General features: G+C 64.9%; 21 protein-coding genes. 1 reads left to right on the top strand and 20 read right to left on the bottom strand.

All coding sequences use genetic code 11. The annotated features are described in order from the left end of the window. Nucleotides 1-76: 76 nt before the first annotated feature. Nucleotides 77-1,402, top strand: coding sequence for a hypothetical protein (locus ACFOMF_RS16280; RefSeq protein ID WP_386366873.1), 1,326 nt, complete (start codon nt 77-79; stop codon nt 1,400-1,402). A 27-nt stretch (nt 1,403-1,429) separates the two neighbouring features. Here ACFOMF_RS16280 and ACFOMF_RS16285 read toward each other — a convergent pair whose 3' ends face one another. The 20 genes from ACFOMF_RS16285 to ACFOMF_RS16380 form a co-directional block, all read right to left on the bottom strand. Continuing rightward, a complete protein-coding gene (locus tag ACFOMF_RS16285) occupies nt 1,430-2,572 on the bottom strand; it encodes an acyl-CoA dehydrogenase family protein (RefSeq protein ID WP_386366794.1) in 1,143 nt (380 codons plus the stop codon). A gap of 10 nt (nt 2,573-2,582) precedes the next feature. Continuing rightward, nucleotides 2,583-3,779, bottom strand: coding sequence for an acyl-CoA dehydrogenase family protein (locus ACFOMF_RS16290; protein ID WP_386366795.1), 1,197 nt, complete (start codon nt 3,777-3,779; stop codon nt 2,583-2,585). Beyond that, nucleotides 3,776-5,917, bottom strand: a complete 2,142-nt coding sequence (locus ACFOMF_RS16295; RefSeq protein ID WP_386366797.1) for a 3-hydroxyacyl-CoA dehydrogenase NAD-binding domain-containing protein — start codon at nt 5,915-5,917, stop codon at nt 3,776-3,778. Before ACFOMF_RS16295 ends, ACFOMF_RS16290 begins: the two co-directional genes overlap by 4 nt. 37 nt (nt 5,918-5,954) lie before the next feature. Then, nucleotides 5,955-7,631 (bottom strand): long-chain fatty acid--CoA ligase, encoded by a 1,677-nt coding sequence (locus ACFOMF_RS16300; protein WP_386366799.1) that lies wholly within the window; start codon nt 7,629-7,631, stop codon nt 5,955-5,957. A gap of 27 nt (nt 7,632-7,658) precedes the next feature. Beyond that, entirely contained in the window at nt 7,659-8,636 is a 978-nt protein-coding gene (locus ACFOMF_RS16305) for an NAD(P)H-dependent flavin oxidoreductase (protein ID WP_386366876.1), read from the bottom strand. Between the two features lie 7 nt (nt 8,637-8,643). Continuing rightward, nucleotides 8,644-9,561: an SDR family oxidoreductase gene (locus ACFOMF_RS16310; RefSeq protein WP_386366801.1), complete on the bottom strand. Its 918-nt coding sequence runs from the start codon at nt 9,559-9,561 to the stop codon at nt 8,644-8,646. Nucleotides 9,562-9,612: 51 nt separating this feature from the next. Next, on the bottom strand, nt 9,613-10,881 hold the full coding sequence (locus tag ACFOMF_RS16315; RefSeq protein WP_386366803.1) for an OprD family porin: 1,269 nt from the start codon (nt 10,879-10,881) through the stop codon (nt 9,613-9,615). Between the two features lie 265 nt (nt 10,882-11,146). Beyond that, entirely contained in the window at nt 11,147-12,298 is a 1,152-nt protein-coding gene (locus ACFOMF_RS16320) for an acyl-CoA dehydrogenase family protein (protein WP_386366805.1), read from the bottom strand. 23 nt (nt 12,299-12,321) lie between these two features. Next, complete coding sequence (locus ACFOMF_RS16325; protein ID WP_386366806.1) at nt 12,322-13,491, bottom strand: thiolase; 1,170 nt, start codon at nt 13,489-13,491, stop codon at nt 12,322-12,324. Further along, a complete protein-coding gene (locus ACFOMF_RS16330) occupies nt 13,478-13,879 on the bottom strand; it encodes a Zn-ribbon domain-containing OB-fold protein (RefSeq protein ID WP_386366808.1) in 402 nt (133 codons plus the stop codon). Before ACFOMF_RS16330 ends, ACFOMF_RS16325 begins: the two co-directional genes overlap by 14 nt. After that, nucleotides 13,872-14,720 carry an enoyl-CoA hydratase/isomerase family protein gene (locus ACFOMF_RS16335; protein ID WP_386366810.1) on the bottom strand — a complete coding sequence of 283 codons (849 nt, stop codon included), beginning with the start codon at nt 14,718-14,720 and terminating at the stop codon, nt 13,872-13,874. The genes ACFOMF_RS16330 and ACFOMF_RS16335 overlap by 8 nt, the downstream gene beginning before the upstream one ends. Before the next feature lie 10 nt (nt 14,721-14,730). Next, nucleotides 14,731-15,558, bottom strand: a complete 828-nt coding sequence (locus tag ACFOMF_RS16340) for an SDR family oxidoreductase (protein ID WP_386366811.1) — start codon at nt 15,556-15,558, stop codon at nt 14,731-14,733. Between the two features lie 43 nt (nt 15,559-15,601). After that, on the bottom strand, nt 15,602-17,275 hold the full coding sequence (locus ACFOMF_RS16345) for a long-chain-fatty-acid--CoA ligase (RefSeq protein WP_386366813.1): 1,674 nt from the start codon (nt 17,273-17,275) through the stop codon (nt 15,602-15,604). A 41-nt stretch (nt 17,276-17,316) separates the two neighbouring features. Continuing rightward, nucleotides 17,317-18,468 carry an acyl-CoA dehydrogenase family protein gene (locus tag ACFOMF_RS16350; protein WP_386366814.1) on the bottom strand — a complete coding sequence of 384 codons (1,152 nt, stop codon included), beginning with the start codon at nt 18,466-18,468 and terminating at the stop codon, nt 17,317-17,319. Between the two features lie 11 nt (nt 18,469-18,479). Next, the gene (locus tag ACFOMF_RS16355; protein WP_386366816.1) at nt 18,480-19,301 is read right to left on the bottom strand and encodes an SDR family NAD(P)-dependent oxidoreductase; all 822 of its coding nucleotides are present in this window, start codon (nt 19,299-19,301) and stop codon (nt 18,480-18,482) included. Nucleotides 19,302-19,323: 22 nt separating this feature from the next. Next, nucleotides 19,324-19,746 carry a MaoC family dehydratase gene (locus ACFOMF_RS16360; RefSeq protein ID WP_386366817.1) on the bottom strand — a complete coding sequence of 141 codons (423 nt, stop codon included), beginning with the start codon at nt 19,744-19,746 and terminating at the stop codon, nt 19,324-19,326. A gap of 10 nt (nt 19,747-19,756) precedes the next feature. Beyond that, on the bottom strand, nt 19,757-20,200 hold the full coding sequence (locus tag ACFOMF_RS16365; RefSeq protein WP_386366819.1) for a MaoC family dehydratase N-terminal domain-containing protein: 444 nt from the start codon (nt 20,198-20,200) through the stop codon (nt 19,757-19,759). 10 nt (nt 20,201-20,210) lie between these two features. After that, on the bottom strand, nt 20,211-21,398 hold the full coding sequence (locus ACFOMF_RS16370; protein WP_386366821.1) for a lipid-transfer protein: 1,188 nt from the start codon (nt 21,396-21,398) through the stop codon (nt 20,211-20,213). A gap of 215 nt (nt 21,399-21,613) precedes the next feature. Continuing rightward, a complete protein-coding gene (locus ACFOMF_RS16375; protein WP_386366823.1) occupies nt 21,614-22,666 on the bottom strand; it encodes an AraC family transcriptional regulator in 1,053 nt (350 codons plus the stop codon). Nucleotides 22,667-22,708: 42 nt separating this feature from the next. Continuing rightward, nucleotides 22,709-24,229 (bottom strand): tripartite tricarboxylate transporter permease, encoded by a 1,521-nt coding sequence (locus ACFOMF_RS16380; protein WP_386366825.1) that lies wholly within the window; start codon nt 24,227-24,229, stop codon nt 22,709-22,711.

Below are 24,229 nucleotides of genomic sequence, written 5' to 3' on the forward strand. Positions count from 1 at the left end.
GTTCTCATCGAGCCCGCCGCGCATGAACACTCCCAATGCCGCCACCAATGACCGATCGCCTGCCAGCCCGCTCGGCCTGCAAGTGCTGCTGCCGTTATCGGTGCTGCTGGTGCTACTCGGCCTGATTACCCGAGCCCCACTGCTCGGCGTGACCGGCGGCGCGCTGATGGTCGCCTTCTTCGTGCGCTACTGGAGTTCGCTGATGCCCTACCCGCGCCGCCTGGGCGTGGTGACCCTGGCGACGACCCTGTGGTGGCTCCTCCAGGGCGGCAGCGGCGCGGAACTGCAACGCGCGCTCGGCTCGGCGGCTTACTACGGCACCTTCATCGGCGCACTCGGCCTGATGCACGCCGTGGTCAAGCGCCTGCCTCAGGTCAGCGGGCTGCACCGCATCCTCCTGGCCGGCCCCAGCCGATGGCTTTATCCGAGTTACCTGTTCAGCGCCTTTGCCATCAGCTCGGTGCTCAGTTTCGGCATGCTGAACCTGGTCTGCAGCTCGCTGCAGCACCACCTGGATCGGCAGTCGTACACCGATGCCCAGCGCCGCGGAGGTCAGCGCGGTGTGATGGTCACTGCGCTGCGCGGCTTCGCGCTGGTACCGCTGATTGCGCCAACCAGCGTGACGGTGGCGATTCTCTCCCGTGAGTTGCCAGGGCTGACCTGGAGCGCACTGTTGCCGTACGGTCTGCTCTGCGCGCTGGTGCTGCTGGTACTCGGTTGGCCGGCGGAAACGGCGCGCCTGAGCCTCCTCGGCCATACCGATACTCCCGAGGAGGGCCCACGGCGGGAGCCGATGATACCCTTGCTGCTGACCTGTCTGGCGGCACTCGCCCTCATCGCCGGGCTGGCCTCGTTCAGCTGGCTATCGGCAACCCAGGCTGCCATGGTTCTCATCCCCGTAGGAGTTGTCGCCTTTCTCTTCAGGACACTGCCAACAACGGCGGTTGGTCGGGAGGTGACCGACACACTGGCCGGCATGCGCAACGAAATCTTCATCTTCGCAGCGTCAGGCTTGCTCGGCGGTCTGGTCGCGGCCCTGGTGCCGGTCGGCGAGCTCGCCCCGCTGTTCAGCAGCACGCCGCTGGGGCCGTTCATCCTGGGGAGCATCGCCATGGTGAGCATCATCGTGCTGGCGCTCGCCGGCGTCGCGCCGATCATCACCTTGAACCTGTGCGCCGGCCTGCTGGTGCCGCTGGCCGACCGTGGCGTGCCGATCATGCAGCCCGCGGTCGCCCTGCTGGCGGGGTTCTCGCTGGCCATGCTGCTGTCGCCCTACGGGCCGTCGGCCTTGATGCTGTCCCGCTACGCGCAGATTTCGCCGTGGAACATCGCGTTCCGCTGGAATGGCCGCTTCGCCCTGCTGGCGATCGTGCCCCTGCTGGCGATCGCCTGGATCGCCTAGCCGGACTTTATGAAGCCTGGAAAGTGGCTAGGCGGCCTCGATCAGTGCGGCATAGGCATCGAGATGATGATCGTCATCGCCCAGTTCATGGCTGGCCATGACCAGCCGTTTGGCGTAATGGCCCAGGCTGTATTCCCAGGTCAGCCCGATACCGCCGTGCAGCTGGATAGCCTGCTCGGCGATGTAGCGACCGGCCCGCACGCAGATGTACTTGGCTGCGGCCAGCGCCCGGCTGCGCTCGGTTGATTCGTCAGCGTCGGCGTAACTGGCCGCGAGCACCGTCATGCTGGTGGCCAGTTCCAGTTCCGTCTGCATGTCCACCATCCGATGTTGCAAGGCCTGGAACTGACCGATCGGCTGACCGAACTGGCGGCGCGTCTTCAGGTAATCCAGGGTCAGCTCACAGGCCACCTGCATGGCCCCGACCATGTCGGCGCACTGCGCCGCGATCGCCCGCCCTTGCTGATAGCGCATCGCGGCAAGCGCCTCACCCGGCTCGCCGAGCAGGTGCTCGGCGCCGATGAAGACGTCATCCAGGAACAGATCGCTGGCCCTACGCCCGTCCATGGTCGGATAGGCGCGGCGCGCCACACCTGCCGCCTCGGGATCGACCATGAACACACTGATCCCGTGCGGATCATGCGAGGCGCCAGCCACCCGCGCTGATACCAGTATCTGGTCGGCGGCGTGGCCACCCATCACCACAGCCTTGCGCCCTGACAGCCGCCAGCCGCCCTCGACTCGTTCGGCATGGGTCTGCACGGCATGAAGCTGGTAATGATTCTGCGGTTCCTCGAAAGCCACCGCAAACCTGACCTCGCCGCTGCCCAGGCGCGGCAACCAGTGGTCCAGCTGTGCCTCGCTGCCCAATTGAGCGAGCAGGCCGCTGCCGAGAACGGCCGATTGCAGGTAGGGCTCGAGGGTCAGGCCACGGCCCAGTTCGGTCATGACCAGCATCACTTCGACGCCACCGCCACCGAAGCCACCGTACGCCTCGGGTAGCGCCACCGCGCACAGACCCAGCTCGCTGAGCTGCTGCCAGAACGCTGATGAAAAACCCTCGGCTAACGCGGAAAAGGACTGCCTGTGCTCGAAGCCGTATTCGGTACGCACCAAGCGGGAGATCGCCTGCTGGAGCATCCTCTGCTCGTCGGTCAGGTTGAAGTTCATGGGTATCCCCTTACAGACCGAGAATCGCCTTGGCGACGATGTTTTTCTGAATTTCGTTCGAGCCGCCATAGATCGAGCTTTTGCGCATGTTGAAGTACTGCCCTGCCAACGCCGCGCTGTAGTCGGCATGCAGGGGCTCGCCGACATGCTCGGGTTGCAGCTCATCGTTGAGATACGGTAGCGCATACGGCCCTATCACCTTGCGCAGCAGATGGGTGATCGCCTGGCGAATTTCCGTGCCCTTGATCTTCAGGATCGAGGATTCCGGGCCCGGCACGCCGCCGTCCGAGGCCGCCGCGACGATGCGCAGCGTGCTCGCTTCGATGGCCATCAGCTGCATCTCGATATCGGCCACCTGTGCGCGAAACAGCGGGTCGTCGAGCATCGGCCGGCCGTTTCGAAGCTCCCGCCGCGCGACATTCTTCAGTTGCGCCAGCGCAGCCTTGGATGCGCCAACCCCGGCCAGGCCGGTCCGCTCATGGGCAAGCAGGTACTTGGCGCAAGTCCAGCCGGCGTTCTCCTCGCCGACGAGATTCTCGACCGGCACGCGCACGTCATTAAGGAACACCTCGTTGACCTCGAAGGTGCCGTCCAGCAAGGTAATCGGCCGCACGCTGACACCGGGGGCGTCCATGTCCAGCAGCAGGAAGCTGATCCCGCGCTGGGGCTGCGCGTCCGGGTCGGTGCGCACCAGACAGAACATTCGGTTGGCATGCTGGCCCAGCGTGGTCCAGGTCTTCTGGCCGTTGACCGCGTAATGATCGCCGTCGCGAACCGCGCGAGTGGACAGGCTAGCCAGGTCGGAGCCGGCGCCAGGTTCGGAATATCCCTGACACCACCAGTCTTCCCCGGACAGGATCCGCGGCAGGTAGTAGCGCTTTTGTGCTTCGGTGCCGAAGCGGATGATCACCGGGCCGACCATATTCACGCCGAAGGGCAGCAGCCGCGGTGCGTGGAAGGCCGCGCATTCTTCTTCGAAGATGTGCTTTTCCATCGCCCCCCAGGTGGTGCCACCGTACTCGACCGGCCAACCCGGGGCATACCAGCCTTGCTGCGCAACGATGTTCTGCCAGCACAGATAGTCCTCGCGCGACAGGTGCTTGCCCAGCCGCACCCGCTCGGCCAGCGCCGGCGGTAGTTTCGCTGATAAAAATGTCCGGACTTCCTCACGGAAGGCGAGCTGTTCTGCTGAATAACCCAGGTTCATAGACTGGCCCCTACGAGAGGCTTAGGCACCACGGCCGGTCGGTCGGGCTGCCAATCGGTCAGCGTGCCGCCTCCGGCCACCGCCCGCTCCAGCAGCGGCGCGGGCGCCCACCAGTCACCGTGTTCGGCATGGAAGGCCCTGATCCGTTCGAGCACACGATCGAGCCCAAGCTGGTCGGCGTAGAACATCGGCCCACCCCTCCAGGCAGGGAATCCGTAGCCGTTGATGAAGATCGCGTCGATATCGCTGGCCCGCTGGGCGATGCCTTCTTCAAGGATCTTCGCGCCCTCATTGATCAGCGCGAATATCGTCCGCTCGATGATGAGCGCCTCGTCCGGCAGGCGCCGCTCGATGCCGCGGTCCTGCGAGGCAGCCTCCAGCATGGGCAGCAAATCTGGATTTTCCTGCGGTGTGCGGCTGCCGCCCTCGTACCGGTAATAACCGGCGCCAGTCTTCTGCCCGAACATGCCAGCGGCACACAGCCGGTCGGAAATGGTCGGCCAGCGCAGGTGGGCCGGCGCATGCGCACGCTGACGGCGGCGAATGGCCAGGCCGACGTCCAGCCCGGACAGGTCGCGTACGGCAAATGGCCCCATGGCCATGCCGAACCGCCGCAAGGCGTCATCGACCTGTTGCGGCGTGGCGCCTTCCTCGAGCAAAAACTCGGCCTCACGTCCGTACTGGAACAACATTCGATTGCCGACGAAGCCGTCACACACGCCTACCACCACAGCGGTTTTCTTCAGCCGTCTGCCAAGCGCCATGGCCGTGGCCAGGGTGTCGTCCGAGGTGCGCGCACCTCGGACCACTTCGAGCAACGGCATTACGTTGGCCGGCGCGAAGAAGTGCAGGCCGACCACCGCTTCGGGGCGCCGGGTGAACGCGGCGATCTCATCGAAATTCAGCGACGAGGTATTGGTCGCCAGAATCGCCCCGGGGCGACAGACCGCATCGAGGCGTTGAAACACCTGGCGCTTGACCTCGACGTCTTCGAACACAGCCTCGACCACGAGGTCGACGTCGGCCAGCGCGGCGTAGTCGGTGACGCCCTCGATCAGAGCCATGCGCCGCTCGACGCTCTCGGCGTCGAGACTGCCGTGCCTGACGCTCGCCGCGTAGGTGTTCTGCGCCCGTTGCAAGGCACGGCCCAACGCCGCCTTGTCGACTTCGACCAGCTTGACCGGTATGCCGGCATTGGCGAACGACAGCGCAATGCCGACGCCCATGGTGCCGCCGCCCACCACTGCGGCGTGCGTGACGGGCCGTGACGTCACGTCGCGGCTCAAACCGGCAATCTTGCGCACAGTGCGCTCGGCAAAGAAGCGATGGATCAGCGCGGCGCTCTGTGGCGAAGCCCTGCATTGCGCGAACAGTGCCTTCTCGCGCGCGAGTCCGTCCGCCATCGGCAGGCCGGTGGCCGCCTCGACGGCCTCGATGGCGCGCTGTGGTGCGAACAAATGTGGTTTGCGCCTGGCGAGGTCGGCGCGCACGGCCTCGAACAAGCCGGCATGATCGCCCGCCAGGCGATCGCTACGGTCGTCGGTGCGACGCAAGGCCAGGGCCTCCGTAGGCTGCTCCTTCACGAACCTGAAAGCCGCTTCCAGCGCATCGCCGTGGAACACTGCATCGACCAGTCCCGCCTCCAATCCCTGGGGTGCCGGGATCGGTGCGCCGTGCACGATCATCTCGAGCGCCAGCGGCACCCCGACCAGCCGGGGCAGGCGCTGAGTCCCGCCTGCGCCTGGCAACAAGCCGAGGGTCACCTCTGGCAACCCGAGGCGGGCGCCCTGTTCAGCGAGCCGGTAATGGCAGGCCATGGCCAGCTCCAGGCCGCCGCCGAGCGCGGCGCCACGAATCGCGGCGATACAGGGCTTGCTCATGGCCGCAATGCGCACGGCGAGCTCCGGCAGCGTCGGTGACTGTGACGGGCGGCCAAACTCGCGGATATCGGCGCCGCTGAGAAACTGCGCGCCGGCGCCCACCAGCACCACCGCCTCCTGCGCGAGGTCGGCCTCGGCGGCTGCCAGTGCCTCCCACAACCCCTGCCGAACCGGAAAGCTCAGGGCATTGACCGGGGGGTTGTCGACGATGACGAAGGTGATCGCCTCGCGCTGCTCTATCCTGACGACATCGGCCATGGGGCCTCCTGGGATTTACGGATGGGCAGTGGTGGGGTCAGCCGGCGGTGGTGGCGAGTTCTCGCTCCCGCTCCCACTCCTGCAATTTACGCCAGAGCACCTTGCCGGTGGATGAACGCGGCAGGCTGCTCATGAATTCGACACAGGTCGGTGCCTTGTACGTCGCCATTTCCTGGCGCGCCCACTGCACGATGTCCGCCTCGGCGACCTGCTGGCCATCGTTCAGAACGATACAGGCCTTCACGGTTTCACCACGACGCGCATCCGGCTTGGCAATCACGCAGCATTCACGGATCGCCGGATGGCGATACATCAAGCCCTCCACCTCGCACGGCCAGACTTTGAAACCGGACGCATTGATCATGCGTTTGATCCGGTCGACCATGAAGAAGTAACCCTGCTCGTCGTGGTAGGCCAGGTCCCCGGTGCGGAAGAACCGCTTGCCATCGCGCTCGACGAATACCTCGGCGGTCTCCTCCGGCCGGCCCCAGTAACCCTCGAACAGGCTGGGGGTATGGGTGATGATTTCGCCGACCTCGTTCGGCCCGAGCTCGGTGAGTGTGTCCGGGTCGACGATGCGGCTATCTACGCCGCACACCGGCACACCCAGGCACTGCGGCTTCGGCAGGTGCAGCGGGTTGGCATGGGTCGCCCCGATGGTCTCGGACATGCCGTAGCCTTCGATATAGGGCAGCCCGGCCAAGCGCCGCAGCCGGGCCTCGACCGCCTCCGGCATCGCCGCCCCGCCACCGCCGACATAGGTCAGGCTGGACGTGTCGAAGCGATCAGCGTCCGGCGCTGACAGGTAATCGATGGCCATGGTGGCGATGTTGATCCAGATATTCACCCGGTAGCGCTGCATCAGCTCGCCGGCCACCTCGCGGTTCCAGCGGGTCATGATGACCATCGTCGATCCGGTGTAGACGGGGCCATTGAGCCCCCCCTGCATGCCGGTGACATGGAAGAAGGGCAACGTCGCCAGGACCACCTGGTCGCTGAAGGTCTGCGCCCAGAGCGAGCGCTGTATCACGGCCGCCATGACCGTGCGGTGCGTATGCACGCAGCCCTTCGGCGCACCGGTGGTACCGGAACTGTAAGGCAGCACGCAGAGATCGACCGGCATGGACCGGTGCGGCCCCGGCAAGTGACCGGCCTCCAGGGCATCGCGCCAGCCGATGGCCCCGGACAGGCTCGGCGCACGAAACGGCTCGTCGAGCTCGGCCGGCAGAGGCAGGTCAGTGGGCTTGCGCAGGTACTCGGCATAGGCGGTCACCACCAGCCGCTCGAGACGGCCCGGGGCAACAAGCAAAGGCTCGAGAGTGGGCACCAGCTCCTGGGCGCAGAGAGACACGCGTGCGCCAGTATCGATCAGGTAATGCTCAAGCTCCTCCGTCCGGTTCATCGGATTGACCGGCACCACCACGGCGTCCGCTCGCAGGATGGCGTAATAGCCAATGACGAACTGCGGTGAATTCTGCATGTAGAGCAGCACGCGCTCGCCGCGTTGGACCCCGGCATGCTGCAGGTAACCGGCCAGCGCTTCGACCTCGGCAAGCAGCTCCCGGTAACTCAGCTCGGTGTCGTAATAGACAATCGCCGTCTTGTCCGGAAAACGCCTGGCGCTGTTCGCCAGGTTTTCGAACAGGCTGGTTTCGGGCACCGACAACTGCCTGGGGACGTGCTCGGGCCAGACGCAGTAATGACGCGTGAACATGCTGTTTTCCTCGATGAGCCGGTCGAGTCAGGCAACCATGGCGGCCAGCCGCTGGTCGATGATGGCCCGTGCGTCGCTGACCATGCGCTCGACCAGCTCGGCACAGCTGGGCACATCGTTGATCAGCCCCAGGCAGGTTCCGACCGACCAGACGCCGGCATTCGGATCGCCCTTCTCGTAGACTTGGCGGCCCCTGGCACCGGAAACCAGCGGGGCGAGCTCGCCGAATTCGACCTGGTCGCGCTCGAGCCCTTGAACGGCAAGCGCCACCTCGTTGCGAAACACCCGAACCGTGTTGCGGAACGAGCGCAGCATCAGGGTGGTGGACAGTTCATCGGCCTCGACCATCTTCTGCTTGATGGCTTCGTGAATCGGGCTTTCGTGGGTGCAGAGGAACCGCGTACCCAGGTTCACGCCGTCGGCGCCCAGCGCCAGCGCAGCCGCCAGGCCACGGCCGTCGGCAATACCGCCGGAGGCGATGACCGGGATGCTCAGCTTGTCCATGGTGGCCGGGATCAGCACCAGGCCGGACACATCGTCCTCACCGGGATGCCCAGCGCATTCGAAACCGTCGATGGAAATCGCGTCGACGCCGAGCGATTGGGCCTTCAACGCGTGACGCACGGCCGTGCACTTGTGAATGACCTTGATACCGGCTGTCTTGAACGCTTCGATGTGAGCCTGCGGATTGCTGCCGGCGGTTTCGACGATGCGCACGCCGCCTTCGATGATGGCGGCGCGGTATTCGTCATAGGGCACCGGCTTGACGGTCGGCAGAATGGTCAGATTGACCGCGAATGGCAGGTCGGTCAGTTCCCGGCAGCGGCGGATCTCTTCGGCGAGCGCTTCGGGCGACGGCTGCGTCAGTGCCGAAACCGTGCCGAGTGCGCCGGTATTGGAAACGGCTGCGGCGAACGATGCGCTACCGACCCACTGCATCCCCCCCATGACGATGGGATGCTGAACGCCGAACAGTTCGGTGAAACGGGTCTTGATGGCCATGATGTCGGTCTCAGATGGGGTCCCAGGAGAACACGTCGGGGCTGCGATCAAGCCCGATGAAGCTCGCCTTCAGCGCCGGCATGCCGTGTTCGGCGATGTCCTGCGGCGTCCAACCCTCGGCACTGTGCACGCTGCGGACCGGACGGGTCTGGCTGAACAGGAACAGTTCGTTGTGACGGGCGGCGAACACCTGCCCGGTAACGTGCTCGGCCGCTTCCGAGGCGAGGTAGACGGCCAGCGGCGCGTTCTTGTCCGGCGTCATCTGTTGGAGCTTGGCCACGCGCGCTTTCTGCTCTGGGGTTTCGGCCGGGATGGAGCTGGTCATCCGGCTCCAGGCGAAGGGCGCGATGCAGTTGGAGCGCACGCCGTAGCGTTGCATGTCCAGCGCAATGGATTTGGACAGCGCGACGATGCCGAGCTTGGCCGCCGAATAGTTGGCCTGGCCGAAGTTGCCGATCAGCCCGGAGGTACTGGTCATGTGCACGTAGGCACCGCTCTGCTGCTGACGAAAATGCTCGGCGGCGGCCCGGCTGACGAAGAAACTGCCGTTGAGGTGCACGTTGATCACCGATAGCCAGTCTTCGGGACTCATCTTGTGGAAAATGGTGTCGCGCAGGATGCCGGCATTGTTCACCACCACATCGATCCGCCCGAAGCTGTCCAGCGCACAGGCCACGATCCGCTGGGCACTTTCCCACTCGGACACGCTGTCGGTGCTGATCACCGCCTCGCCACCGAGTTCGCGGATCAGTTCCTGTGTTTCTTCGGCAGGCGTGGCGGAGCCACCGGCGCCGTCGAGCCCGGCGCCGATGTCGTTGATCACCACGCGCGCGCCCTGGCGCGCCATTTCCAGCGCGATGGCGCGTCCGATACCCCCGCCACCGCCGGTGACGATGACGACTTTTCCTTCCACCAGTTGTGTGCTCATGCGGCGTTCTCCTGTTGCGGGCAGGGCGTCGGCATCCGGCGCCCCGCGGGTTTACCAAAGGTTCATGGTGTAGGTGAGCAAGACGCGGTTCTCATCGACGTCGGTCGCATAGTGGCTGCGGTACATGACATTGCGCAGTAGCACGCCGAAGCCCTTGAGCGCCCCGTCCTGAACGACGTAGCCCAGATCAATGTTTCGCTCCCACTCGCGGTCATCTTCCAGCCCCGCGCCGCGTTCGATATTGGAACCGACGGTATGCCTTGCCATCAGCGTCAGCCCCGGTACGCCGTAAGCGGCGAAGTTAAGGTCGTAGCGAAGCTGCCAGGAGGTTTCCTCGGGGCGAATGAAAACCTGATAGGTACTGGCCGTAACAGTGTAGGGGTCGGTGCCGGCCTGGAACGGCATGCCCGAGTGGCCGCTCTGCTCCTGATAGCCCAGGGTGACTTTATGGCCGGTGTAGGCCAGGCCAAAACGGACACTCCAGGTCTGGTTGTCGATCTCACCGGCGAGCGCCTGGCCGGCATCCGATGCACCGAAATAACGGAAGTTGGTATCCAGGCTGAGTTTTTCGGTCAGCGGCAGCACATGGGAGACGGCAGCGTAGTGCTGGCTGTAGACATCCTTGAGTTCACCGTAGTGGTAGGAGATTTTCAGCGCGTCGGTCCAGGCGTAGTCGACGGCCGCCACGTCAAAGTGGTCCCCGGCGGTGCTGGCCGGCCGACCGGCAATTGTGATGTCGTCGTAGCCGGATGAATCACGGGCCGAGACGTTCGACAGCCGCATCAACGTCAGGTCCAGCCCCTTGATTTCCTGTGAGCGCAGCAACGCCCCGCGGTAGGTAGTGGGCAGCAGCCGGGTGAGATTGCGGAACACCAGCGGCATCATGGGTTGCAGGGTGCCGACGTGCAGTGTGGTATCGCTGAAGCGCATCTTGCCGGTCAGCCCGAAGTTGCTGAAGTCGTCCACCGGCTCACGAGTAACGGGGTTGAACGGCAGGGTGCCGCTGTTGCTGCGGGCTGCGCTGGAGTCCAGCTTGATGCCCAACAGGCCCAGCGCGTCGAGGCCGAAGCCGACCGGACCTTCGGTGTAGCCCGATTCGATGTTGAGCATGAAGCCCTGCGCCCACTCCTCGGCCTTGGACTGGGTCGCGGTGTCGTGGCGAAAGTCGCGATTGATGTAGAAGTTGCGCAGGACGAGGCTTCCCTTGCTGTCTTCGATGAAAGCTGCCGATGCGCTCATCGGAACGATAGACGTCCCCACCACCAGGGCGAGAGGACAAAGGGTTCCGGAATACAGCCGGCTCTTGCGAGACTGGTTCATGCTGGTGTCCTTTTTTGTTCTTGTAATGGGTTCGCCAAGCGAGCGTGTCGCATCGCCTGACCGATTATTCGAGCGGGACGAGGTCGCGCCAATGGCGCAACTGCCTGATCTACAATGGCCAAAGCGGACAGGTCGGGAATGCTGCTTGAGGCGGATCGAAAGAATCTGCAGGTGCACGAAAGCCGCCCGAACAAGCGCTCAGGCGGCTGCTAAGAAAGGAGGTAATCACCAGCGCGAAGGCCCGGGCCGGGCCTTCGTTTAGCGTTTAGCTGGCATCTCTGACCATGTTGCGGCCAATGATGATCTGCTGGATCTGCGTCGAACCTTCGTAGATGCGGAAAAGCCGGACGTCGCGATAGAACCGCTCGATGCCATATTCGGCCATGTAGCCGGCACCGCCGAATATCTGCACGGCGCGGTCGGCCACTCGGCCACAGATTTCCGAGGCGAACATCTTGACGCAGGCGGCCTCGGTGGTGACGTTCTCACCGGCATCACGTCGACGCGCAGCGTCCAGCGCCATGCAGCGTGCGGCATAGGCTTCGGCCTTGCTGTCGGCCAGCATGGCCTGCACCAGCTGGAACTCGGCGATCGGTTGGCCGAACTGCTCACGCTCCATCGCATAATGCAAGGCGTCGTCGAGCATGCGTTCGGTCACCCCGACGCAGAAAGCGCCGATGTGGATGCGCCCCTTATCGAGCACCTTCATCGCCGTTTTGAAGCCTAGGCCCTCGCGCCCGCCGATGATGTTTTCGGCCGGAACCCGGCAATTGTCGAAGATCACATCGCAGGTGTGCGCGCCTTTCTGGCCCATCTTCTTGTCGGGCTGGCCCAGGCTCAGGCCAGGCGTGCCTGCCTCGACGATGAGCGCGCTGATACCGGCCGCGCCCTTGCTGCCCGGGTCGGTGCGAGCCATGAGGGTAAACAGCCCGGCATAGGGCGCGTTGGTGATGAAGCGCTTGGTGCCGTTGATCACGTAGTGGTCGCCGTCACGCACGGCGGTGGTCCGCAGCGACGCGGCATCCGAGCCGGAGCCGGGCTCTGTCAGCGCGAAGGATGCGATGAGTTCGCCGGTGGCGAGCAGCGGCAGATAACGGGCCTTCTGCTCTTCGGTGCCATCCATGAGTATGCCCTGCGAGCCGATGCCCACCGTGGTACCGAAGATCGAGCGAAAGGCCGGCGAGGTCTTGCCCATCTCGATCATCACCAGTGCCTCTTCTTCCATGGTCAGCCCAAGACCGCCGTACTCCTCCGGCACGGTCAAGCCGAACAGGCCGATGGCCTTCATGTCGCTTATGATGTCGGCCGGGATCTTGTCGGTTTCGGCCACCAACTGCTCATTGGGTACCAGGCGCTCGCGGACGAAGCGGCGGACGGTGTCCAGCAGCGAGTCCAGAATTTCCGTGTCACGAATCATGGTGTTCCCCTTCAGTCAGTCCGTCAGAGCGTGGCCGCGGTGCCGAGCAGCGCGGTGGATTGGCTCGACAAGGTGCCGCCGTTACCGTGAACCACGGCAGTGTCGGCGCCCACCTGGCGCTGGCCGCATTCACCGCGCAGCTGTCGCACGGCCTCGATCAGCGCGAAGATGCCGTACATGCCGGGGTGGCCCCAGGACAGGCCGCCGCCGTTGGTATTCACCGGCAGCCGCCCACCGGGTGCGATTCCACCGTTCTCCACGAAGGCGCCGGCCTCGCCCTTGGCGCAGAAGCCCAGGTCCTCCAGGAACAGCAGCGTATTGATGGTGAAGGCGTCGTACAGCTGTGCCACCTGAATGTCCGCCGGGCCCAGGCCGGCCATGGCGAAGGCCGCACGGCCCGAATCCCTCGCGGCGGTGACCGTCAGGTCTTCCATAGAGGAAATCTGCCGGTTCCAGACCGCCGTCCCGTTGCCGAGCACATAGACCGGCTTCTTCGCCAGATCGCGGGCACGATCGGCACGCACCAGCACGTAGGCGCCGCCACCGTCAGTCACCAGGCAGCAGTCGCGCACGGTAAGCGGGTCGGAAATGGGCTTGGCGTTCAGCACATCGTCGATCGTCAGTGGATCGCGCGAGAAGGCTTCCGGATTCAGCCGCGCCCAGGCCCGCGCGGCGACCGCCACCTCGGCAAGCTGCTCACGGGTGGTGCCGAATTCGTACATGTGCCGGGACGCTGCCAGGGCGTAGGCCGAGAGCGGCAGCATGGGTTCGTAGGGCATTTCGTAGGGCTGCGGATCGAGGAAACGCCGGCTGGCGACAACTTCCCTCCGGCCAAAGGTCGCGCTGCGCTGGGCACTGCCGTAACAGACCAGTACCGCGTTGCACTGGCCGGCCTGCAGGGCCAGCATCGCAGGCAGCAGGTGGGCGATGAAGCTCGAGCCTCCGATCATGCTGCCGTCGAGAAAGGTCGGACGAATGCCGAGGTATTCCACCACCGGCATCGACCACATCGTGGCCGAGGCACTGGCTGTGCACAGACCGTCGATGTCGCGCATAGTCAGGCCGGCATCGGCCACCGCCTGCTGCGCGGCGCGGGCGAGCAGCTCCATGTCGGTATAGCCCTCGGCGATCCCGCAACCGAAGGTGCCGACGCCGGCAATCGCGAACTGACCGCGAAGCTCATGCATACTCATTGGACGCCTCCTTGTCCGACAAGGTGAACAGCAGTTTGCCAGTGCCCCCGTTGATCTCCACATACGCCTGCACGGGCAACCCGATGCGCACATCCTCGGCCGCCAGACCTTCGATCCGACTCATCACTCGCACGCCTTCCTCCAGATCCACCAGGGCGATGTTGTAATTGCCGCCGGCCTCAGGCTTGCGCCGCACGACTGTGGTGGCGTACACCACACCGCGGCCGCTAGGCGCCTGCCATTGCGGGTCGGGCGCACCACAGTGCGGGCACAGCTCGCGCGGGAAAAACACCGCTCGCGTGCAGGCACCGCAGCACTGAATCAGGAACTCGCCGCGGTCGAGCGCGGCCTGGTACTGGGCCTGAACGCCCCCTTTGCTCTCAGCCATGCTGGGCACCCTCCCTCTGATAATCGGCTTGCGGCTTCGCGATCATGCGCACCTCGCGCGCCGGCCACTGGAACAGCGCCGGCTTTTTCTCGATGAAACGACCCACGGCGATCCGGTAGTAATCGGTGGAAAAGGCTATCGCCTGGGCCGCCGCTTCGAAGTCCAGCATGCTGTCCAGGCTGCTCGACAGGCTCATGTCCAGGCCGCGCTTGATCAGGCTGGCGGTGGCCGGCGATGACCCCGCCAGGCGCTCGGCGAGCAGGTGCGCGCGCTCGAGCAGATGTTCGGCCGGCTGGATTTCATAGGCGATGCCGAGGTTTTCGGCTTCGCGTGCATCGATCTCGCGGGCAGAAAGCATCAGCTCCCGTGCCTTGTGCACCCCGACGATCCGCGGCAGCGTGTAGAGCGCGCCGAGGTCGGGCACCACGCCGACCTTGCCGAACGACATGCAGAAGCGTGCCGACGGCGCGGCTACCACGAAATCTGCAGCCAGCGCCAGGCTGAAGCCCGCGCCGTACGCCACGCCCTCCACGGCGGCAACCACCGGGCGGTCGAGCGTGAGCAAGTCGCGCAGCCAGCGGTGGGTTTCCTGCATCCGCGTGCGCCAGCCTTCGGTGTCCAGCCCGGCCGAGCTGATACCCCGCAGGTCGCCACCAGCGCAGAAGGCGCCGCCCTGGCCGCTGAGCAGCACCGCATGAATCGAGCGGTCATCTCTGATCGCCTGGATCGCCGCAGCGAGTTCATCGCGCATGTCCAGGTCCATGGCGTTGCGCTTGTCGGGTCGGTTCAGCGACAGGTGAAGAACCGCGCCCCGCCGTTCAATCAGTAGCGTCTTGTTCATGCCGTTGCCCTCAGGAAGTTTGCTGCGGACGCAGTGCGCCGCTCAGGTCGCGGCCGCCGGCGAGCGAGCTGCCGCCATCGACCGGAAGCACCGCGCCGGTGACGAAGCCGGCCAGATCGGAACAGAGCATCAGCGCCATATCGGCCACGTCCTGCTTGAGCCCGAAGCGGCCCAGCGGAATGCTCGCCTGCATGGCTGCCAGCGCTTCATCGCTGGGTGCCAGGCGGCGCACGCCCTCGGTGTCGCCGATGGGGCCGGGCACCAGTGAATTGACGCGGATGCCATCGGGCCCCCACTCCATCGCCAGCACCCGGGTGAGCATGTCGACGCCTGCCTTGGCGGCGCACACGTGGGCCTGGTAGCGCGTAGGGTTGAACGCCTGCGGCGCGGAGATGTTGAGCACGGCCGCCCCGGGCTTGCGCAAGTGCGGGTAAGCCAGGCGCAGCACATTGAAGGTGCCGAGCAGATCGATATCGACCACCGTCTTGAAGGCATTGGTGGACATGCCGGTGGCCGGGGCCACGAAGTTGCCCGCGGCGCCGGAAATCAGCACGTCGATGGCGCCGAAACGCGCCGTGGTGGCCTCGAATGCCTGGGTCAGGGCCTGAGGGTCACGCACATCGGCGGCCTGCCCGAACGCTTCGAAGCCGCGCGCCTGCAGCTGGCTGACCGCCGTGGCGACACGGTCTTCATTGCGGCTGATGATGGCCAGCCGGGCGCCCTGGGCACCGAAGGCCTCGGCAATTGCCAGATTGATCCCGCTGCTGCCACCGGCAACGAACACCACGCGACCCGTGAAGTCGAACCGCGCAGACAGAGAGGAATGATTGTTATGCATTGGATTTCCTCGAAGGCCGACCCTGCGGCCGGCCAATGTAAAGTCAGGACGCCACGGCGTGCAGCCGCTCGGCCTCCTGGAGTTCGCGCCAGAGAATCTTGCCGGTGCTCGACTTGACCAGCTCGTCGACGAAGGCCACCACACGCGGTGCCTTGTAGACCGCCATGTGCTGGCGCGCCCAGGCGATGATGTCGGCCTCCGAGACGTGCCCCCGATACTCGGGACGCAGCACCACCACGGCCTTCACCATCTCCCCTTGCTGGGCATCCGCGACCGAGATCACACAGGCTTCCAGAATCGCCTCGTGGTGATAGAGGGCGCTTTCCACTTCTGCCGGCCAGACCTTGTAGCCGGATACGCTGATTATTCGCTTGAGACGATCGCGCATGAAAAAGTAGCCATCCTCGTCGATGTAGGCGAGGTCGCCGGTGCGGAAGAAGCGTTTGCCATCGAGCTTGATGAAAGCTTCGGCATTGGCGCGCTCGTTCTGCCAGTAGCCCTTCATCAGCTGCTCGGCGCTGGTGATCAGCTCACCCACCTCACCGCGCGGCAGCTCCTCGAGCGTCTCGGGATCGACAATGCGCGAGTCCACCCCGAACGTTGGGATCCCCAGGCACTGCCGCTTGCCGTGCTCGACCGGGTTGGCGTGCAGGAATGCAGCGGTTTCGGTCAGCCCGTACGACTCGTTGTAGCTGATGCCGAAGCGCTCCCGGAGCATGCCGGCGACCGCCTCGGGCATTGCCGCGCCGCCCCCCCAGAGCAGGGCCAGGCTGGACAGGTCGCGGCCTTCCAGCGCCGGGTTGGAAAAGAAGTTCACCAGCATGGCCGGCGGCGCCGACCAGGCGCTGACGCGGTAGCGCTCGATCAGCACGGCGGCGACGTCGCGATTCCAGCGCGGCAGCATGACCACGGTGGCGCCCAGATACACCGGCAGGTTCATGCAGTTCTGCATGCCCAGCAGGTGGAACATCGGCGCCACGCCGAGGAACACCGTTTCGGCATGCAGCTTGCGCCACAGCACCGAGCCATGCACCGCGGCGTTGACGGTCCGGTGGGTATGAATGCAGCCCTTGGGCTTGCCGGTGGTGCCGGAGGTGTAGGGCAGCAGGCAGGGGTCGTCGTAATCGGTTGCCACCGGCTCGGCAGCCAGGTTGGCGGCCAATGCCTCACGCCAGAGCGTGATTCCCACCTTCGCAGGCACCTCGGCTTCCGCGGCACATATCCACTCGGGCAGCTCCAGGTCGGTTTCGGGCCCCACGTACTCGGCATACCGGTGCACGATCACCTGCCGCAGCCGCCCCGACGCGAGGCACGGCAGCGCACATTCGAGCAGCTCACTGGCGGCGAAGGCCACGTGGGCGCCGCTGTCACTGGCCAGATAGTCGAGTTCGTTCGCGATGCACATGGCGTTGACCGGCACCGCAATGGCGCCAATCTGCATGATGGCGTGATAGGCCACCACGAACTGCGGACAGTTCTGGCTGACCAGCAGGACCCGATCGCCCCGCGCGACGCCGCAGCGCTGTTGCAGGTAGCCGGCCATGGCCAGCACCTGCCGCGACAGCTCGGCGTAGGTGAGTACGCCATCGTAGAAGATCACCGCGGCGCGCTCCGGATAGCGGGCCGCGGAAACCGCCAGATTCTGCGGCAGGGTGGTCAGCGGAGCATGCAGCGTAGCCGGCAGGCCACGGGGCCAGAATTGCTGGTGAGCAGACATGGCGCTCTCCCGAATTATTGTTGTTATTCCACGGATGCCCGTCAGTCCATGCCGCGGGCAATGATCTCTTTCATGATTTCGTTGGAGCCGCCGTAGATGCGCGTGCCACGCACGTCGGCATACAGGCGGGCGATGGGGTACTCGAGCATGAAGCCGTAGCCGCCATGCAGCTGCAGGCATTCATCGACGATCTGACACTGCACGTGGGTGGTCCACCACTTGGCCATGGCAGCGGTCGGGACATCCAGCCGATCGTCCAGCACGCGCTGTACGCAGTCGTCGACGAACACCCGGGCGATGGAGGCCTGGGTCTGACACTCGGCGAGCTTGAAGCGGGTGTTCTGCATGTCCATCAACCGCTTGCCGAACACCTTGCGTTCCTTGACGTAGGCCAGCGTTTCGGCGATGGCCCGCTCCATGGTGGCCACGGCGGCGATGGCAATGAGCATCCGCTCGCGCGGCAACTGCTGCATCAGCTGGGCAAAGCCCATGCCTTCGACGCCGCCGAGCAGATTGTCGGCCGGCACCCGCACGTCATCGAAAAACAGCTCGGCGGTGTCCTGGCCCCGTTGCCCGAGCTTGTCGAGCGTACGGCCACGTCGGAAGCCCGGGAGATCACGGGTTTCGACCATGATCAGCGACACGGCCTTGGCGCCCGCGCCGTGGCTGTCGGTCTTGGCCACCAGGCACACCAGATCGGCATGCACGCCGTTGGTAATGAAGGTTTTCGAGCCATTGATCACGTACTCGTCACCGTCGCGACGAGCCATGGTGCGTACGGCCTGCAGGTCGGAGCCGGTGCCCGGTTCGCTCATGGCGATCGCCGCGACACATTCGCCGGTGGCCATGGCTGGCAGCCAGCGTTGCCGTTGTGCCTCGTCGCCATAGTTCAACAGGTAGTGCGCCACGATGCCGCTGTGGACGTTGATGCTGTAGCTGCTGATCATCGCCCGGGCCTGCTCCTGGGCGATCAGCGCTTCGTGGGCGAAGGTCCCGCCCGCGCCGCCGTACTCCTCCGGAATGCCCGCGCAAAGCAAGCCGTATCCTCCGAGCCGGTTCCAGATGCCGCGGTCGGCCATCTTGTTTTCGATCCAGCGCTCTTCCAAAGGCGCAAGTTCGCGCTCGAAGATCTTGCGAATCGAGTCCTGGAAAATCTCCAGGTCGCTGTCCATCCAGCTCGCACGCGGTTGCATGGCCAGCTCCTTCAGGGACGCCCGCCGCCGCAGATGAGCGACTGGCCACTGACGTAGTTCGATTCAGGGATGCAGAACAGATATACGGCCCCTGCCGCTTCCTCCGGCGTACCCGCACGCCCCAGGGGAATGTTCGCCTCGGCGGCCTGCAGGTTCTTCGGGTTGATGCCGACCCGGATCTGCCGCCCTTCGATGTCGACCGACTTCTCGGCGTCGGTGGCCTCGGTCAGGCGGGTCTTGATCAGCGCATAGGCCACCGCGTTGACGTTCACCTTGTAGCGGCCCCACTCCTTGGCCAGCGCCTTGGTCAGGCCAATAACACCGGCCTTGGCTGCGGCATAGTTGCTCTGCCCGGCGTTGCCCATCACGCCGGAGATCGACGAGATGTTGACCACCTTGCGGAACACCTCGCGGCCTTCCTCGGCTTCCTTCTTGGCCTGCTCGCGGATGTAACCGGAGGCGGCGCGGAGAATCTTGAACGGTGCGGTCAGGTGCACCTCGAGGATCGCGTCCCACTGCTCGTCGGTCATCTTCTGGATGACGTTGTCCCAGGTGTAACCGGCGTTGTTGACGATGATGTCGAGCCCGCCGAAGCCTTCGACGGCAGTATTGACGAAGCGCTCGGCGAACCCCGCCTCGGTGACGCTGCCGACGCAGGCGATGGCTTCGCCGCCATTGGCGCGGATGGCCGCGACGGTTTCCTCGGCCGGTGCGGCATCGAGGTCATTAACCACCACGCGGGCGCCTTCGCTGGCGAGCTTGAGCGCGATTTCCCGACCGATACCGCGGCCGGAGCCTGAAACGATGGCGACTTTGCCCTGCAACTTGCTCATTGTTCTTGTCCTTATTCAATAACTAGGCGGCGAGCGCGACGACTGCTTCGCCCTGCAACTTGACCTGGCCCTGCTGGTCGAGGGTGCGGAGGTCGAGGCGCGCACGGCGCTCCCCATCCTCTTCGAACACCTCGCGAACGGTCGCCTCGCAGCGAATGCAATCCTTCAGTTGGGTAACCGCCACGAAGCGCACCTGGAAGCTGCGCAGCTGTCGTTGCGGCACCCAGTCGGTCAGTACCCGGCCCAGCCAGGCCATCGACAGCATGCCGTGGGCGAACACGTCTTCCATGCCCGATGCCCGGGCGAAGTCGATGTCGACGTGGATCGGGTTGTGGTCGGCGGAGGCACCGCAATAAAGCGCCAGATCCAGACGACTGATTGGCGGTGTGGTGAAGCCCGGCAGCGCCTGGCCGATGCCGGTCTGCTGTACGGAGGCTTGGGTCATCGTGGTTTCCTCAGCCATTGCGCACCACCGTGACACAGCGCAGGTCGGCGACCCGCTGGCCGTGCTGGTTGGTCACTCGCGTTTCGCGAACCACAAACTCCAACGCCCCCCCCTTCTTGGCGTAGATGTCGGCGATTCGCGGCTCGAAGGTCAGACAATCTCCGGCATGGGCCATGGCGTGATAGGTGAAGCTTTGCTCGCCATGCAGCACCTTGCCGATGTCGACGCCGAGCAGCTCGCGTACGGCCGCCGGGTTCGGCGCTTCCATTTCGAGGCAGAACAGGAAGGTCGGCGGCACTGGGATGCCGGGGTAACCGGCATCGTGTGCGGCGGCTTCGTCGAGATACACGGGGTCGCGCTGGCCGATGGCCTTGGCGAAGAACTTCAGCCGCCCGGGCTCCACCGCGTTGGTGTAACTGGGCAGCACGTGTCCGATGAATTGCTGATCGATCATGCGGAGATCCTCATGCAGCCTTCTGGTACATCGTGACGACGCAAGCACCACCCAGGCCCAGGTTGTGCTGCAGGGCGACCCGCGCGCCTTCGACCTGCCGCTGCTCGGCCTGGCCGCGCAATTGCCAGACCAGTTCGGCGCACTGCGCAAGACCGGTGGCACCCAGCGGGTGGCCCTTCGACAGCAGGCCGCCGGAAGGGTTGGTCACCACGCGGCCGCCAAAGGTGTTCTGGCCGTCGAGGATGAACTGCTCGGCGGTGCCTTGCGGCGTCAGGCCTAGGGCCTCGTAGGTGATGAGTTCGTTGGCGGTGAAGCAGTCATGCAGTTCGCAGACGGTGACCTCGTCCGGCCCGATGCCGGCCTGCTCGAATACCTGCTGTGCGGCCGACTGGCTCATGTCGAAGCCGACCACCTTGCGCATGTCGTTTTCTTCGAAGGTGCTGGGGTAGTCGGTGGCCATGGCTTGCGCTGCGATGATCACGTCGCGATTGAGGCCATGCTTGCGCGCGAATGCCTCGGAGCAGACGATCGCCGCCGCGGCGCCGCAGGTCGGCGGGCAGCACTGCAGACGCGTCAGCGGATCGAAGATCATCGGCGCGGCGAGCACCTCTTCCAGCGTGACGGTCTGACGGAACACGGCGAAGGGGTTGCGCGCCGCATGCTGACGCGCCTTGACCGAGATGCGCGCGAAGGTTTCCGGCGAGGTGCCGTACTGCTCCATGTAGTCGCGACCGGCACCGCCGAAGAACTGCGCCGCGCGCGGTTTTTCAGGCTCGAAGCCCTGGTGGGCGGTCATCACATCGGCGAAGCGTTGCATCGGCGAGGGGCGGTCGTCATACGCGCCCTTCAGCGCACCCGGTGTCATCTGCTCGAAGCCGAGCGCGAGGGCACATTCGACCGCACCGCTGGCGACGGCCTGACGCGCCAGGAACAATGCGCTCGAGCCGCTGGAGCAGTTGTTGTTCAGGTTGAAGATCGGGATCCCGGACAGGCCGACGCCATAGAGCGCTGCCTGTCCCGAGGTGGAGTCACCGTAGACATAGCTGACGTAGGCCTGCTGCACCTTGGTGTAATCCAGGCCCGCATCCGCCAGCGCCGCCTGGGCCGCCTTGCACCCCATGACCGGGTAGGGCTCGCTTGCCCCCGGCTTGGTGAACGGAACCATCCCTACACCAACGACGTGTACGACGTTACTCATTGTTGTTCTCCTGTCATTCGGCCGGCGGCCTGCTCTTTCGTGATTGTCAGAGTGCAACCTGAGCGCACCGCCGCCAATGGCACGCCCGGTCGAAAGCATTGGCGGAATCTGACAGGCATCGACGAGCTCGCCACGCCATGTCCACGAAACCAGAAAAAAGCCGCGAAGGCACCAGACAGGCTGGCGCCCCCGCGGCCAGGGAGTCGACGCGTATTTCAGGCAATGGCCGCCATGCGCGCGGCGGCGCTCAGACGGCTGGTGCGGTATTCGCCGGGTGGCAAACCCGTCCATTTCTTGAAAGCTCGATGAAAGGTGCTGGGCTCGGAAAAACCCACCATGGAGGCGATGTCGACGAGCGACAGTTCAGGCTTGCCGAGGTATTCGATAGCCGCATCGCAGCGCAGGCGATCCTTGAGCGACTGGTAGCACTCGCCTTCGTCGCGCAGACGCCGGCGCAAGGTCTGCGGGGTCAGGCCCAGCGTCTCGCCGACCTCATCCAGGGTGGGTAGGTCCTGATCGAGATGCCGTCGCAGCAGGCGCCGGATGCGCTCCGACAGGCTGGTTTCGTCCCGGTACTTGATCAGCAGCGTAGCCGGGGCTTGGCGAACGAAGTCTTTGACCGTCAGCGGATGCTGCACCACGGGAAGCTCCAGCCAACGCGATTCGAACGAGTAGCCAAAATAGTCATGCTCGAAGCTGACCGGCGCCTGGAATATCCGGTACAGATCGTCGCGTCGCCCACAGGGGGCGCCCCGATAGTGCACCTGCAGCAAGGGCAGTCGCCGACCGACCAGCCACGAGGCCACCCCGAGCGAGAAGAACAGGAACATCCGTTCGGCAAAGGCCAGAACCGGGTCGGCGTCGTTTGTCGCGCGAATGCGGACGTGCGCCATGCCACGGTCGATGATCAACCGCGCACTGAAGTCATCGATCAGCAGGTGACTGAATGAAAACCCGCTGCGCAGGGCCTCGCCCAGCCGCTGACAGCGGACCAGATCCTCGCACAGACGGGCGAAACTACCGATTTTCACCGGACGGCTGCAGAGGCCGACATATTCGTCGCGCATCTGCTTACGTAGCAACGACAGCAGCCGGGCGTATTGCAACTGCGAGACGCGGGAAAGCGGGGAATCCAGTAATAAGGGGGAAATACCGGCCCTGATCAGCAGCGGCTCGACGTCATAGCCATGGCGGCGCGCGCCCTGCAGGATCTGCCGTACCTGAAAAATGGCAATGGTGTGACTGGTAGACGTTGACTCGTGGGTCATGATCATCTCCGAGCTTCTTATCGTTGTAGGTGGCGACCCTTGTCAGGCCGCGCCGCTCGCATCTCGCACCTGCCGCCGTCCGAGCACGCGGGTCAGCCAGGGCCGCATGGCCAGTAGCAGAAGCAACAGCGTACCGATCAGGAACACCGCACTCAGCGGCCGCAGGAAGAACTCGGCGAAGCTGCCATTGGACAGCAGCATGGCGCGGCGCAGATGTTCCTCGACCAGTGGGCCGAGGACGAAGCCGAGCAGCAGCGGCGCTGCCGGGTACTTGTACTGCTGCATCACGTAGCCGATCAGGCCGAATACTAGTGCCACCAGCACGTCGAAGGTGCTGTTCTGCGCGCTGTACACACCGATACAGATCAGCACCAGGATGCAGGGATAGAGAATGTGGTACGGGATCGACAACAGCTTGACCCACACCCCGATCAGCGGAATGTTCAGAACCAGCAACAACAGGTTGCCCACCCAGAAGCTCATGATCAGCCCCCAGAACATGCCGCTGTGCTCGGTGATGAAAGTCGGTCCCGGCACGATGCCGTGAATCATCATCGCGCCGAGCAGCAGCGCCATGATCGCGTCGCCGGGAATACCGAGGCTGAGCGTGGGAATGAAGCCGGACTGGGTGGCCGCGTTGTTGGCCGCCTCGGGGGCGGTGATGCCTTCCACCGCGCCGTTGCCGAAGCGCGACGGATCGGACGCGACCTTCTTCTCCAGCGAGTACGACAGAAAAGAGGCCAGGGTCGCACCGGTGCCCGGCAGGATACCGATCGCGGTGCCCAGCAACGAGCCGCGGGTCGCCGGCTTCCAGAACCGGCGCCAGTCGTCTCGCTCCGGCAGCATTTCACGCAGCTTGACCTTCAAGGGCCCCTGGCTGCTGGCCGGGCGAAGGATGTTGCTGACGATCTCGGCGACGCCGAACAGGCCCATGGCCAACGCGACCAGGCTGATGCCATCGCTCAGCACCACGCTGTCGAAGGTGAACCGAAACTGGCCGGTGGTCGTATCCGTCCCGATCAGCCCCAGCACCGTGCCGAACACCACCATCGATAATCCCTTGAGCGCGGAGCCCTGGGACAGCGTCGAGGCGGCAATGAGCCCCAGCAACATGATGCTGAAGTACTCGAACGAACTGAACCCCAGTGCGGCCTCAGCCACGGTGGTCGAGAAGCCCACCACCACCAGGATGGCGAAGGAGCTGCCTAGGAAGGAGGCAATGGCCGTGATGAACAGGGCTACACCGGCCCGACCGCTCTGCGCCATGGGATAGCCGTCGAGACAGGTCACCGCCGAGGTGATGCTCCCTGGCAAGTTGAGCAGGATGGAGGCTGTCGAGCCGCCGTACTGGGTCCCGTAGAAGATGCCTGCCAGCATGATCAGCGCATTTGTCGGATCGAGGTGGTAGGTGATCGGCAGTGCGAGCGAGATGGCCGCCATCGGGCCGATCCCAGGCAACACTCCGACGAGGGTGCCCAGGGTTACACCAATGAAGCAGTACAGCAGCGCGCTGGGGCTCAGCGCGACATCGAGCCCGAGGGCAAGGTTGGCAAGCAGCTCCAT

This window comes from Stutzerimonas tarimensis (genome assembly GCF_042648805.1).
In the GTDB taxonomy this organism is placed as follows: Bacteria; Pseudomonadota; Gammaproteobacteria; order Pseudomonadales; family Pseudomonadaceae; genus Azomonas; species Azomonas tarimensis.

Bases quoted from the DNA above. Each gene is read 5' to 3' on its own strand.
- ACFOMF_RS16325 (WP_386366806.1), bottom strand. From the start codon at position 13,491: ATGAGTATGCATGAGCTTCGCGGTCAGTTCGCGATTGCCGGCGTCGGC.
- ACFOMF_RS16320 (WP_386366805.1), bottom strand. From the start codon at position 12,298: ATGATTCGTGACACGGAAATTCTGGACTCGCTGCTGGACACCGTCCGC.
- ACFOMF_RS16300 (WP_386366799.1), bottom strand. From the start codon at position 7,631: ATGTTCACGCGTCATTACTGCGTCTGGCCCGAGCACGTCCCCAGGCAG.
- ACFOMF_RS16310 (WP_386366801.1), bottom strand. From the start codon at position 9,561: ATGAGCACACAACTGGTGGAAGGAAAAGTCGTCATCGTCACCGGCGGT.
- ACFOMF_RS16330 (WP_386366808.1), bottom strand. From the start codon at position 13,879: ATGGCTGAGAGCAAAGGGGGCGTTCAGGCCCAGTACCAGGCCGCGCTC.
- ACFOMF_RS16345 (WP_386366813.1), bottom strand. From the start codon at position 17,275: ATGTCTGCTCACCAGCAATTCTGGCCCCGTGGCCTGCCGGCTACGCTG.
- ACFOMF_RS16365 (WP_386366819.1), bottom strand. From the start codon at position 20,200: ATGATCGATCAGCAATTCATCGGACACGTGCTGCCCAGTTACACCAAC.
- ACFOMF_RS16360 (WP_386366817.1), bottom strand. From the start codon at position 19,746: ATGACCCAAGCCTCCGTACAGCAGACCGGCATCGGCCAGGCGCTGCCG.
- ACFOMF_RS16290 (WP_386366795.1), bottom strand. From the start codon at position 3,779: ATGAACCTGGGTTATTCAGCAGAACAGCTCGCCTTCCGTGAGGAAGTC.
- ACFOMF_RS16375 (WP_386366823.1), bottom strand. From the start codon at position 22,666: ATGACCCACGAGTCAACGTCTACCAGTCACACCATTGCCATTTTTCAG.
- ACFOMF_RS16370 (WP_386366821.1), bottom strand. From the start codon at position 21,398: ATGAGTAACGTCGTACACGTCGTTGGTGTAGGGATGGTTCCGTTCACC.
- ACFOMF_RS16295 (WP_386366797.1), bottom strand. From the start codon at position 5,917: ATGGCCGATGTCGTCAGGATAGAGCAGCGCGAGGCGATCACCTTCGTC.
- ACFOMF_RS16285 (WP_386366794.1), bottom strand. From the start codon at position 2,572: ATGAACTTCAACCTGACCGACGAGCAGAGGATGCTCCAGCAGGCGATC.
- ACFOMF_RS16340 (WP_386366811.1), bottom strand. From the start codon at position 15,558: ATGCATAACAATCATTCCTCTCTGTCTGCGCGGTTCGACTTCACGGGT.
- ACFOMF_RS16355 (WP_386366816.1), bottom strand. From the start codon at position 19,301: ATGAGCAAGTTGCAGGGCAAAGTCGCCATCGTTTCAGGCTCCGGCCGC.
- ACFOMF_RS16380 (WP_386366825.1), bottom strand. From the start codon at position 24,229: ATGGAGCTGCTTGCCAACCTTGCCCTCGGGCTCGATGTCGCGCTGAGC.
- ACFOMF_RS16350 (WP_386366814.1), bottom strand. From the start codon at position 18,468: ATGCAACCGCGTGCGAGCTGGATGGACAGCGACCTGGAGATTTTCCAG.
- ACFOMF_RS16335 (WP_386366810.1), bottom strand. From the start codon at position 14,720: ATGAACAAGACGCTACTGATTGAACGGCGGGGCGCGGTTCTTCACCTG.
- ACFOMF_RS16315 (WP_386366803.1), bottom strand. From the start codon at position 10,881: ATGAACCAGTCTCGCAAGAGCCGGCTGTATTCCGGAACCCTTTGTCCT.